This window comes from Collinsella sp. AF31-11 (genome assembly GCF_003475605.1).
Classification (GTDB): Bacteria; Actinomycetota; Coriobacteriia; order Coriobacteriales; family Coriobacteriaceae; genus Collinsella.
In genome coordinates this window covers 24378-35904 of the sequence record NZ_QRQS01000012.1, presented here as the reverse complement: position 1 = coordinate 35904, position 11527 = coordinate 24378, and the positions used below count along the sequence as shown (strand labels likewise).

Annotated in this window: 11 protein-coding genes; 9 read left to right on the top strand and 2 right to left on the bottom strand. The window is 58.1% G+C overall.

The genetic code is table 11. The features are described from left to right. Window positions 1–302: 302 nt before the first annotated feature. From DWZ22_RS08385 to DWZ22_RS08365, 6 genes are all read left to right on the top strand, one after another. Window positions 303–2438 (top strand): LuxR C-terminal-related transcriptional regulator, encoded by a 2136-nt coding sequence (locus tag DWZ22_RS08385; protein ID WP_158573318.1) that lies wholly within the window; start codon window positions 303–305, stop codon window positions 2436–2438. Between the two features lie 109 nt (window positions 2439–2547). Next, window positions 2548–3060 carry a hypothetical protein gene (locus DWZ22_RS10160; RefSeq protein ID WP_147347815.1) on the top strand — a complete coding sequence of 171 codons (513 nt, stop codon included), beginning with the start codon at window positions 2548–2550 and terminating at the stop codon, window positions 3058–3060. A gap of 54 nt (window positions 3061–3114) precedes the next feature. Continuing rightward, on the top strand, window positions 3115–3996 hold the full coding sequence (locus tag DWZ22_RS08380; RefSeq protein ID WP_118405898.1) for a hypothetical protein: 882 nt from the start codon (window positions 3115–3117) through the stop codon (window positions 3994–3996). Between the two features lie 38 nt (window positions 3997–4034). Next, complete coding sequence (locus tag DWZ22_RS08375) at window positions 4035–4832, top strand: hypothetical protein (protein WP_147352284.1); 798 nt, start codon at window positions 4035–4037, stop codon at window positions 4830–4832. After that, complete coding sequence (locus tag DWZ22_RS08370; RefSeq protein WP_117793953.1) at window positions 4829–5473, top strand: ATP-binding cassette domain-containing protein; 645 nt, start codon at window positions 4829–4831, stop codon at window positions 5471–5473. The genes DWZ22_RS08375 and DWZ22_RS08370 overlap by 4 nt, the downstream gene beginning before the upstream one ends. Window positions 5474–5478: 5 nt before the next feature. Next, entirely contained in the window at window positions 5479–6138 is a 660-nt protein-coding gene (locus tag DWZ22_RS08365) for a DUF5028 domain-containing protein (RefSeq protein WP_118405896.1), read from the top strand. A 105-nt stretch (window positions 6139–6243) separates the two neighbouring features. Here DWZ22_RS08365 and DWZ22_RS08360 read toward each other — a convergent pair whose 3' ends face one another. After that, window positions 6244–6969, bottom strand: coding sequence for a hypothetical protein (locus DWZ22_RS08360; RefSeq protein ID WP_118405895.1), 726 nt, complete (start codon window positions 6967–6969; stop codon window positions 6244–6246). 115 nt (window positions 6970–7084) lie between these two features. On the opposite strand from DWZ22_RS08360, the gene dnaX reads away from it, so the two are divergent. Continuing rightward, window positions 7085–9589 carry a DNA polymerase III subunit gamma/tau gene (gene dnaX / locus DWZ22_RS08355; protein ID WP_158573317.1) on the top strand — a complete coding sequence of 835 codons (2505 nt, stop codon included), beginning with the start codon at window positions 7085–7087 and terminating at the stop codon, window positions 9587–9589. Between the two features lie 21 nt (window positions 9590–9610). On the opposite strand, the gene DWZ22_RS08350 is transcribed toward dnaX, so the two are convergent. After that, entirely contained in the window at window positions 9611–10084 is a 474-nt protein-coding gene (locus DWZ22_RS08350; RefSeq protein WP_118405893.1) for a hypothetical protein, read from the bottom strand. Window positions 10085–10425: 341 nt separating this feature from the next. On the opposite strand from DWZ22_RS08350, the gene DWZ22_RS08345 reads away from it, so the two are divergent. Further along, a complete protein-coding gene (locus DWZ22_RS08345) occupies window positions 10426–10746 on the top strand; it encodes a YbaB/EbfC family nucleoid-associated protein (protein ID WP_006235174.1) in 321 nt (106 codons plus the stop codon). A gap of 13 nt (window positions 10747–10759) precedes the next feature. Then, on the top strand, window positions 10760–11356 hold the full coding sequence (gene recR / locus DWZ22_RS08340; RefSeq protein ID WP_089573257.1) for a recombination mediator RecR: 597 nt from the start codon (window positions 10760–10762) through the stop codon (window positions 11354–11356). Window positions 11357–11527 lie beyond the last annotated feature (171 nt).

Sequence of the window (11527 nt, the reverse complement as noted above, 5' to 3'; positions counted from 1 at the left end):
TCGGGTCGTTTCGGCTCGTTCGGAAAGTGGGGGACCGGTTTTCAACCAAATAATGGGATGCGCTTTCCAAAGGGGGCAGCTTGCGGAAGCTGCATCCCAGAATAATGGCCTGGAACGGGACGGACTTTCCGAACCGGCGCTCAAAAGGAAACCGCATCCCATTTTGGAGCGGGGGCTGCGGACAAAAGCTGGACCGTGATCTGGCTCGGATTGGAGTTCGCCTGAATCGTTGATGCTGGCTGGTGTGGGAACAGAGATAAACGAGCGGCTCGAGCGATATAATGACACGCTATGGAGGCCATATGCTTTTTTCCCGCCGTTCTGCTACATCTGCCTGCGCCATTGCGCTTGTCGTAATGGCGGTCACCCCTTATCACCGGTTTTCATCTTCAATCGGCCTGGCGTCAGGTGCAATGACCTGGCTCGTTATCCTGGGCGCATGCCTCGCGGCGTTTGTTCATGGTGCTGCGCTATGCAAGGGGGGAATGAGACGGCCGAGGCATCTCGGTGCTATCGGTGTTTTCCTTGGTGTTATTGCAACGGTTCCCGAGTGGGTTGACTTGGCCTTCTATGCTCGCGGAGATTCTATTCCATTCGTGTTTGCACCGATCTGGCTGTTGCATGGCGTTTCGTGCGTCTCGTGCTTTGCTGGGGCGTTGCTCCTCTCATATGTTATTTGGGACACGGCAGGCTCTCCTTTGACGCAGGGGGCGACGCCGACCGACGAAAGAGAGAATCGTCGCCTGCAGAACGCGATTTTTACAGAAACAATAGCCGTCCTGTCTTGCCTGCTGTTTTGCTGTCGAGTTTCATGGAGAATTGTCCCCGAGCCATGGGGGATACCCTCTGTTTCGGCCGCATCAATTGGCCTTGCGCTTTTAATTCCGTTGGTCTATCTCGCATTGGCTGTGGCCCCGCTGTTTCGCTGCTCCCGCGCTTTTGGTCGGGGGCAGAGCGACGTGTTTGCCCGTTCTGTGCTCGTGGCAGTCCCTATTGGCCTTGTTCCGGCTGTTGAGGCGGCATACTTCGCAAGCGATGCCGCGATCATTGCATTGCTTGCGATGGGGTCTGCTATCGCCGCTGCCTTCGTATGCATGTTACTAAGGAGAAAACGGGACAACAAATCGGATATCGCCCACGCGTCTGACCCATTCGATGCAGAGGCGTTTTCCCCTGCCCTGTCGCCTAGAGAAGAGCAGTTTGTTCGACTGCTGCTCAAAGGGAAAACGCCGGCGGAAATTGCCAAGGAGACGGATACGAAGCCATCGACGGTGCGAACAACGCTTCATCGAGCATACGGGAAGGCGTCAGTTGCGGGCTCACGCGAGCTCGTGGCGTTGTTTGCGGGTGAGGGTGATACTGTAGGGCCTGAGCTGCCGCAGCGGCATGCTGACGATATGTTGGCATCAGCTCGAACGCACCGGCTGTTTCGATACCTGCTCACATTATTTTTTATCCTCCTTGCGGCTGGCCCGTTGGTAATGGCGGATAGCGATTGGGGATCCGGTGCTTCGTGGGCTGTCGCTTTTTCTCTCTCAAGCTATGCATTGGGTCTCGGACTGCTTCTGTCGCTACGCTACGCGGGTGGAAAACCGAATCGTGAAGCTGCGCTGGATAGAGCAGGTGAGGCGATTGAGCTCGGAGGTCCGTGCATGTGGGCGATACTGTCTGCTGCGGAATGGTCTTTTATCTATATCTCGGCATGGAGGTGCATACGCGTTCCGTTGATGGCTGTGCCGGTCCTGTTTTGCGGCGTGGCGTCTACAGCTTCGCTCGCTGTTGGGCTGCGTCCGTTTAAGGTGCATGCCCGTGCTCGGGCTATCGTGCCATTGGTGTCAATAGGTGTCGCTGCTTCAATCTATGCGGCCAGTAGGGGGCGAATTCATGGGTTCGTGGTGCTGGCGGGGATGCTGCTCACATATGTAGTGCTGCGAAGCTGTCCGCAGCGCAAAATGCTTGGGGTATGGATGCTTTGCTTTGGGGCGACGGCTCCTGTCTGGGCCGTCTTGCTCAACATGGCGCAGGATCTGATGGTTTTCGAGCCGCTGTTCTTTGCGTCGCTGTTGGGGCATAGTTCGGCTGTCAATGTCGTCGTGGCAACGGTGGTCGTCTGCTGGTCTGTGCCCATGTTCGTCACGCACATCGCGCTCGCCCACTCGGTTGAGAACGAGAGGGCCGTCTTGGAGTACCGTGCGAATGGGTTCACCGAAACGGCTCGCGTGCGCCAGCTGGCTTTGCTTACATCGCGCTCCCTTTCTGATGTTCAGTCGCAAATTTTGCTGATGACGGCAGAGGGCGCAACGACAAAGACCATTGCGGAGGACGTAGGTTATGCTGCATCTACGGTGCAAGCGTTGCGATCCGCATCTTATCGCCAGTTGAAGATCAAGAACAAAGCGGAGCTTATTTCATTGTTATCGCAGGTGGATAACGTGTAAACGCCTGGATTATCAACTCAATAGCGAGTGTTTACAGACATCTTTCTCCATTCATGCAAAGGTTGCCGTGCGTCGACGCATTGTTAACCGCTTTTGATTGGAGAAGGCCATGATTAAGCCAAGGAGCGCTATTGCTCGAATCGGAGTCGGCTTAGCGATTGCAGCGGGTCTGTCCCTAGGGGTTCCCGCTGCATCGTTTGCACAAGAGGAGTTTGACACCTCTCAGGTTTCCAGCATTACTCAAAACGCCGATACGGGAATTACGACCTGTACGAACAATGCCGATAAGGCATTTAGTTTTCAATGTGCCGGGACGAGTGCAACTGGCTACCGTCAAAAGGATGATTCCTCATCGCTCTATCTGGATATCCAGGGCTATACGGGAAATCCGCTTCGGTTATATACAGACGGTGCGTATAACACAAGTGGTAGCGGCAGCATGAATTGTACTCAGGGAACGTATCGTTCGAATCACAAGGGACAGTGGGAAATGTATAACCTCGTCCGTGAGAACGGGCGATCTGCGGCGCGACTGACTGCATGGGCGGAGTCTGGCTACGGCACTGTTATTGGTGTATGGAGCCCCGACTGCGTCGGGCATTTCCACAAGCTTCCCGCATAGTTGTTTGAAATGGCTCCCTTCCGGCTTTCTGGGTCGGAAGGGGGAGGAGGACGTATGAACCAAAAGCTCGCAAGATACGAACTGTCGAAAACGATTAGACGTCCAGCTTTTATCCTTGCTCTCTTGCTTGCGGTCGCAGTTGCAATAGCTGCCGCGCTGGAGCCGTGGGCAAATTTGGAAAAAGAACGTCACAACCTTCTTTCTTTTGGTTACGGCGTTGGCGTGCAAGCCAAAAATTATCTCGGTCAAACACGTGAAAGCAGCTTCGGTAACTGGATTGTTGTGAGCGCGAACGCGCCGTTGTTAGCGTCGGTGTTTTTCTATGCGCTGCCGTTGCTTGCCATGTTGGCCGGGTCGTGGTCATGCCTGTCCGAGCGTTTGAGTGGTTATGACATGCAGATATGCACGCGCGTTTCCAGAAAGGCGTACGTGAACGTAAAGATGCTGTCTGCTTTCCTCTCCGCGTTTACAGTGACTGCCATTCCTCTGCTCGTCAATTTCCTGATCGTCTCGATGCTTTTTCCTGCGTATCTTCCTCGGGTCGATGAGTCGACTTACGTAGGACTTTACCTGCATAGCTACTTCTCCGGTCTATTTTATTCGCATCCTTTGTCATATGTGCTCGCATACACGCTGTTCGATGCTGTCACGCTCGGGACTTTATCCATGGCTGTAGCTGGCTTCTCAATTTTGTTTCGTAGCAGAGTCAAAGCGATAATTGTCCCGTATCTGCTAATGGTTGCGTGGCATTTTGCAAATGGCTGGATCTTCGGCGTAATGGCTTGTGTGGGGTTTAACTGCAATATCCTCAACAGCATCAGGTCGGAATCGCTGAATAACTGGCCAGACATTCGAGCCGGTTTTGCGGAAATCATATTATTGACCCTTGCTTCGTTGGCTTTTTCTGGGGCGTGGAAAAGACGCGAGGTGGTCTGATGCTGTTTAGGCTGGTCACCGCGGACCTGAGGACCGTTTTGAAGAAGAACATCATTACCTTTATTGCGATTGCGGCAGTGACCGTTGCGAACCTGGTGTACGCCTACGGTTTGTCTTCTGTGTATGGGGTCAGGACGGATACCTTGGGGTTTGCGGACAATCTTGCGCTCGTGTTTGCCGGATCTGCTCCGTTTGAGCCTAGGCCCGGGGTCATGTTTGTGCCTCCGCTAGGATGGCTATTTCTCATTCTGCTTATTCTCTATGCAACACTCGATTATCCCGCCGAATCGTTGCACGGGTTTGGTTTGCAAACGCTTGTCCGATGCCAGGCGAGAACCCTTTGGTGGGTCTCGCGTTTTATCTCAGTGGCGGCGATAACGGCATTTTCGCTGCTCGTGGTGGTTTGCTCTGTTGTGATTTGGAGCTTGATGGTGAGCGCCTCGTTCAGCGCGGTCATCCATGGCGAGTCGCTTCAGCTGGCTAATTTGGCGCCGTGGTTTCTCAAGGCGAGCGAAGCAGGTGCACTGCCGTTTTTCGCAGGCCTCTTTCTTGCTTTTGAGGCGCTTGCGTTTGTGCAGGCAACGGTTGGGCTTGTGCTTGGGCCGTCAGTTTCATTTGCGGTTGTAATGAGCTACCTGATCTGTTCGGCATATGCGCGGCATTGGGCGCTGCTGGGAAATGCCTTGATGCTGTTGCGCTGGGATGGAATCGTCAAAGAAGGAATTGCGACGGGCTCGAGTGGCTTGTTTTCAATCGTGATTATGTCGTTATGCCTATCGTTGGGTGGACTGTGGTTTCGAAGGGCCGACCTTATCGAAAAGAGGGACAAGATATGAGTGTGATCGTTAGGGACGTATCGAAGCGCATGGGCAAAAACGATGTCGTGCGCAACGTGTCTATCGAGGTTGATCCTGGGACTGTGGTCGGGCTTCAGGGGATAAACGGTTCGGGCAAGACCATGCTTATGCGAGCGGTCTGCGGATTGATTAGACCTACCGAGGGCGAGATCATTATCGATGGTCAAAGACTTGGGGCGGATATCTCGTTTCCGCCGAGTCTTGGGATGTTGATAGAGGCTCCTTCCTTTTTAGGTTATCTGTCTGGCTACGACAATCTGGAACTCATAGCTCAAATCAAGGGCGTTGCCACCCACGAAGACATTCGCTCCGCCCTGCGGCTCGTGGGGCTCGATGCAGACGAAAAAAAGAAGTTCCGAGCATACTCGCTTGGGATGAAGCAGCGTCTGGGGATAGCTGCGGCGATTATGGAAAAGCCGAAGCTGCTTGTTCTCGATGAACCAACGAATGCCCTCGACGAAGCAGGCGTGGAAATGCTCAAGCGTGTTGTGGCGATGGCGGCATCAACGGGTCGCGAGGTTCTTCTGTCTAGCCATGACGGAGAGGTGCTCGAGGAGCTGGCCGATCGGGTTTACTGCATGCGCGACGGTGCCGTTGTGGAAGTTCGGGAAAGGTCGTGAGCGCGATGAAGAAGACCCTGTGGACGAGAAGATCGGCGCTCGCGCTTTTTTGCTGTGCTGCTACCGGCCTTGCGGGCATGAGGGTGAGCGTCGTTAACAGGAATCGGACAGTCATTCCTGAGAAATATTACGCGGAGGGCGAATGGCTCTCGATGGATGGAGCGTTTCTGGGATCGAAGGATGTGGTGACTGATGGGTATTCGTTTTGCATAGATGGAGCAGAACTACTCACGCCGCGCGAGTATCTCAAACGAGCACATGACGATTATTCAAAATATGGCACCGTGGATACGAAAACGAGACTGAAGGATGCCGACATCACGTGCGTTATCGCCGTAAAGATGCGTGTCAGAAATAGGGATAATATCGACGGTGGAATCAAAGCGTATGTTTGGCATCTGGTTCCGGAGTCTGCGCCAAACTATGATTTTGTAGTCAATACCGATCTGATAACGCAAGCCATGCCGGTCCTTGGCGGCTCTGCTGCGTTTGCCGTGGAGGTTGGGGCAGAAAACGAGTTGCTCGTCCCATTTATGATGCAAAACACCAACGACTATTTCGAAGATTACGAAACCGTCCGTTTTGAGAAAGCATTTCCCGGGACTTACACGATGAAGATGACCGATCTGCCGGAGCGAAGGCTCTTAAGGTTTGAAGTGAAATAGCTCGAGAGTTAGGCAAAACGGGTCCATCGGCAGTACGCGCGCCCGATTTCAGGCGCCCCGACCTGGAATCGGGCGCGGGACGAGGCACCTTCGGTGTCGGCCAGCCTAGCGCCTCTTCTTGCTCTTCTTCTGCTTGCGCTGCTTGCCCTTGTCGCCCTGGGGCTTGTCGGTCTTGTCGCCCTGCTTGGCCTCGGCGGCAGCCTTCTCGGCCTTCATTTTCTTCTTCTTGGTCTCGATGCGGAGCTTTTTGTTGATGCGCGCCTTCAGGAAGGGGCCAAACTGCTCGGCATCGCCGCGAACAAAGGTGTCCTTGGGGATCGTCACGCCCTGGTCGGCGAACATGGCCACAAAGATGCGCTCGCCGTCGAGTACGTGGTCGAGCTTCTCAAACGGGAAGAACTGCGACTTGCCGCTCTTGCCCCAGACCATCAGGCCGTCTTCGTTGGCGGCGACGCGGCGATAGCGGCCGCCCATGGACTCGTCGGCCTCGACGGCATCGATAAAGTCGCGGGCGAGCGTGTGGTGCAGGTTTTTGCTCCACCAGGCCAAAAAGGCGCCGAACACGATCAGGACGACGCCAAACTTGATCCAGTTGCCGCCGGCCACCAGCATGCCAACGCCCAGCAGCGCGGCAATTGCCGCGGCGACATACAGCGAGCCGCGACGCCTGGGCGAGGCGACCAGACGGGCGAAGTCGGTGACGAGGTCGTTTTCGTACTGGTACTCGTTGAGGTACAGGATGCCGTCATCGGCTGCTGCCTGCTCCTCGAGCGCGACCTCGATCTGGTCGGCTGCTTCGGAGGGAACGAGGTTGCTCTCTGCGTCTGTCATGCTCTTTGGACTCCTATCGCGGCGGGCTCGCCGTACGGGTTATTATGAATGAAGTATGCCGTGCGACCGCATGGCCGTCGCGGCAACAAGACTCAGTATACCCGGGGGAGCACCCATGGAATCGTTGTACCGAAAGTATCGCCCGCTCACCTTCGACTCCGTGGTGGGCCAGCAGCATATCGTCTCGACGCTCGAGCACGCCATCACCGAGGGGCGCCTGTCCCACGCGTACCTGTTCTGCGGACCGCGCGGCACGGGTAAGACCACCATGGCGCGTATCCTTGCCAAGGCGCTACTGTGCCGCAACGCCGAGGCGGCGCGCGCCGAGGGCGCAAGCGGCTGCATGCCCGACGGCACCTGCGAGGAGTGCGAGCTCATCGCCGAGGGCAACCATCCGGACGTCTACGAGCTCGATGCCGCAAGCCGCACGGGCGTGGACAATGTGCGCGAGGAGATCATCAACTCCGTCAACTTTGCCCCGGTGCGCGGCAAGTACAAGATCTATATCATCGACGAGGTCCACATGCTCACGACGGCGGCGTTTAACGCGCTGCTCAAGACGCTCGAGGAGCCGCCGGCACACGTGATCTTTGTGCTGTGCACTACCGACCCGCAAAAGATTCTGGAGACCATCCTCTCGCGCTGTCAGCGTTTCGATTTCCATCGCATCGGCAACGAGGATATTGAGCATCGCCTGGCATACGTGTGCGAGCGGGAGGGCTTCGATTACGACGATGAGGCGCTGGCTATCGTGGCGCGCCACGCCAAGGGCGGCATGCGCGACGCGCTCTCCACGCTGGAACAGCTGAGCGTCTTCGGCAACGGCACCGTGCATGCGGACGATGCCCGCTCGCTTTTGGGCGAAGTTTCGGACCAGATTCTGGGCGAGTTTGCGCGCGCCATTGCCGATCGTGATGTCGCCGATCTGTATGGGCTTATTCGCGCGCAGGTCGAGGAAGGCAACGATCTGCTGGAGCTGACGCGCGACCTGGTGGCGCACGTGCGCGACGTGTACGTGGCATGCGTTGCCGGCGCCCGTGCCGAGCTGTTTGAGGGCGGGGCCGAACAGGCCGAGGCGCTTGCTGCCGAGGCCGCTGCCTTTGGCGAGCATCCGGCCGACCGCCTGGCCCGTGTGCTGACAGTGCTCGACGATGCCGCACTGGAGATGAGGGGCGCGAGCGACGTGCGTCTGGTGCTCGAGATTGCCTGCACGCGTCTGGCACGTCCCGAGGCTGATTTAACGATTGAGGCATTGGCCGAGCGCGTGGCACGTCTGGAGGCCATGGTTGCTAATGCGGCGGTACCGGCGAGCGTGGCTGCTGCTCAGGCCGCCGCGCCTGCAGCATCCGTACCCGCTGCTGCCCAGCAGCCGACGCTCATTTCGGGCGCCCGTGCTGCCGCTCCGGTGGCATCCGCTGCCCCCGCTGGTACGTCCGCGCGCCAGGGCGGTATGCCTTGGGACCGTGGTGCTGCCGCTCCGGCGGCTCAGCCTGCGCCCGTGTCAGCTTCCAAGCCTGCAGCGCCTGCACCTCAGTCTGCGCCGGCTCCGACGCCTCAGCCCGTTGCGGCCCCCGCGCCTGCCACCGCTCCGGCGCCTAAGCCCCAGTCCAGCAATGCCGCCCAGGTTGCTGCCGCCGGCACCGCCGAGACCCCCGCGGTCGAGGATGCCGGAGAGCTCCAGCGCAAATGGGCCGAGGTTGTCGAGCGTGTCAAGGCGCGTCAGGCTTCCTACGCAGGGCTTTTGCTCAACGCCCGCGCCACGGCCGACGACGGCTCCAAACTCACCGTTTCGTTCCCTGCGGGCTCGACCTTTGCCATCAAGATGCTCGGTCGCGCCGATACGCAGTCGGTGGTCCTGCCGACGGTCTGCGCGGTCTTCGGTCATCGTACCGTCGACTATGTCCTGGGTGGGGGTGGCACGCCGGCTCCTCAACATGAGGAGCATTCTCCATCTGCACGGGCTGCGGCATCTGCGGACCCGCAACCCGTGTCCTCGGCGGCCCCTGCATCCTCGAGCGCCAGCGCGACGCAGCCAAAAGCAGCACCGGTAGCGGCACCGACCCCGTCGGCGCCTAAGCCCGTCGCGGCCAAACCGGCTGCTCCGACACCCGCGCCCAAGCCCGCCTCGCCCGCGCCCAAGTCGTCTGACCTGGGCAAAGCCCCCTGGCTACGCTCCGACAACCCCGCCGGCGCTCCTGCCACGGGTAAGCTCCCGACCGAGCCTGCGCCCCGCGCTCCCGAGCGCGCGTCCGCTCCCAAGGCTCAGCCGTCCGTGCCGTCTGCGCCGTGGGAATCCGAGCAGGTACCCTACGACGACGCCATGGTTGGCGGTTTTGCCGCCGACACGGGCGGGGACGATCTGCCCCCGTTCGACGTGCCGGGTGCGGCGTCCGCGCCCAAGTCCGCCACTGCGCCTGAGGCTCCCGCGGCCCCCGCAGCCGCGACGTCTGCTACCGCCAGCGGCGATGCCCCCGCAGTTCCTTGGGAATCCAACCCCGGCGCCGGCAGCCCCTTCGGCCATCAGGGTGCAGCCCCGAGCATCCCGCAGACCGAGGACGAGGCCAAAGCCCTCATCCGCAGCGTCTTCGGCCAGTCCACCATCTTCAAGCCGGTGGAGTAACCGTGTGGGCGGGTATACTGCTCAAGAAGAGAACCCCTTGCCCGGGCGCATCTGTATTTCGGACATGTGTAGCGTGGTGCCGCGCATCTCGCATTCGAGCAGGCAGGTACGCGACGGTCGTCCTAGGGTGCTGAGGTCGACACGATACGTCGCACGACTGTCTGTGTACTCGACTTGCATGTCGTTGGCAACTGCTCCGATTGTCAAAAAAGAGCCTGGCTCGGCATCAACAATCTTGGAATCTTTTATCTTGACCTTGAACTCTTGGTAGAGGGACGGGCTGTTGTAGTAAATGGTTCGGGTTCCGTCGGTGCACTCATCGGTCGCTTCCCATTTGACGACGGGCTGGTCCGAGCTGGCTATCAGCAGTTCTGCTCCAAAGGCTATAGCATGGGTGATGACAACCAGTAATGCCCAGCCGACAAAGAGATAGAGAACCACATATGCAACGGGGTGTTTTGAGCGGATGTTTTGGAGCGCGTCGGGGGCATTCATGGGGGTACCTCCAAATTGCTGGCTGTGACAATCAAATTATACCCTGCCGTCATGCGTGCCGCCTCGAGTAGTGGCTCGGCATTTAGCCATTTAGTGGTACGCATTAAATGTCGGATTCCGGCTCTACAAGATTTAGCTTTCAATATTATGCAGATGCGAATTATTCAACTTTGCATAATCTTTGGGTGCGGCTTGCACTCCAGGACATGTATATCGACTGAGGTAGCGTGTCCGCCCCGCTTGCTTGCCCCGCGTCGTGGTACGATTTTTGAGTTTGAAAGTCCCGCCGTGCTCCGGCTGCCCTTGCAGCTTGTCGCGCGGCCGCACGTAAAGGAGCCATCATGGCCGGTATGAACATGCAGCAGATGATGAAGCAGGCTCGCAAGATGCAGGAGCAGCTTGCCGCCGCGCAGGAGAACCTCAAGTCCCAGACCGTCGACGCCTCTGCCGGTGGCGGCATGGTCAAGGTGACCGTTAACGGCGAGATGGAGCTCGTCAACCTCACCATCGATCCCGATGCCCTCGATCCCGAGGACGTCGATATGCTGCAGGATATGATCATGGCTGCCGTCAACGAGGCCGTTCGCGGCGTCAACGAGCTCGCCAACAAGCAGATGGGCGCCATCACCGGCGGTCTCAACATCCCGGGCATGCCGTTCTAAGACGCGCATATATATGAGTGCCAACCATAGCCTGCAAAAATTGCTCGATGAGCTGGGTCGCCTGCCGGGCATTGGCCCCAAGTCGGCTCAGCGCATCGCCTATTACCTGCTCGAGGCCGATGCCGAGGAGGCGCGCCGCTTGGCCGAGGCCATTCTGGAGGTTAAGCAGGAGGTTCATTTTTGCAGCCGCTGCTTTAACTACGCCACGGCCGACGAGTGCTCCATCTGCCAGGATTCGATGCGCGATACCACTCGCATTTGCGTGGTGGGCGAGCCGCGCGATGTCCAGGCGATTGAGCGCACGGGCAGCTACCATGGTCTCTACCACGTATTGGGCGGCGTGATCAGTCCCATGGACAAGATTGGCCCCGAGCAGCTGCACATTCGTGAGCTGCTGGCACGCTTGGGCCACGAGGACATCCACGAGGTCATCATCGCCACCAACCCCAATATTGAGGGCGAGACCACGGCGAGCTACCTAGCCCGCACTATCAAGCCGCTGGGCGTCGAGGTGTCGCGTCTGGCAAGCGGCCTTCCCGTGGGCGGCGACCTGGAGTATGCCGACGAGCTTACGCTTGGGCGCGCCATTGAGGCCCGTCGCACGATTTAGGTGGCGAGCCTGCTCCTGCCGTATGTTATCCTCGCGACGCACGGGGTAGCCATAATTTCCCCGTGCGACTGTAAGTTTGTTGTGCAACAAAGATGCTTTGTATCCGCTTATCGCATGGATGCTTTCATTCGCATCCTTAATTTGCCCATTCGTTTCGCAACCTTTTGGGTT

Excerpts from the sequence above, each read along its gene's own strand:
- DWZ22_RS08385 (WP_158573318.1), top strand. The coding sequence starts at position 303 with ATGCTTTTTTCCCGCCGTTCTGCTACATCTGCCTGCGCCATTGCGCTT.
- DWZ22_RS10160 (WP_147347815.1), top strand. The coding sequence starts at position 2,548 with ATGATTAAGCCAAGGAGCGCTATTGCTCGAATCGGAGTCGGCTTAGCG.
- DWZ22_RS08380 (WP_118405898.1), top strand. The coding sequence starts at position 3,115 with ATGAACCAAAAGCTCGCAAGATACGAACTGTCGAAAACGATTAGACGT.
- DWZ22_RS08370 (WP_117793953.1), top strand. The coding sequence starts at position 4,829 with ATGAGTGTGATCGTTAGGGACGTATCGAAGCGCATGGGCAAAAACGAT.
- DWZ22_RS08365 (WP_118405896.1), top strand. The coding sequence starts at position 5,479 with ATGAAGAAGACCCTGTGGACGAGAAGATCGGCGCTCGCGCTTTTTTGC.
- DWZ22_RS08360 (WP_118405895.1), bottom strand. The coding sequence starts at position 6,969 with ATGACAGACGCAGAGAGCAACCTCGTTCCCTCCGAAGCAGCCGACCAG.
- dnaX (WP_158573317.1), top strand. The coding sequence starts at position 7,085 with ATGGAATCGTTGTACCGAAAGTATCGCCCGCTCACCTTCGACTCCGTG.
- DWZ22_RS08350 (WP_118405893.1), bottom strand. The coding sequence starts at position 10,084 with ATGAATGCCCCCGACGCGCTCCAAAACATCCGCTCAAAACACCCCGTT.
- DWZ22_RS08345 (WP_006235174.1), top strand. The coding sequence starts at position 10,426 with ATGGCCGGTATGAACATGCAGCAGATGATGAAGCAGGCTCGCAAGATG.
- recR (WP_089573257.1), top strand. The coding sequence starts at position 10,760 with ATGAGTGCCAACCATAGCCTGCAAAAATTGCTCGATGAGCTGGGTCGC.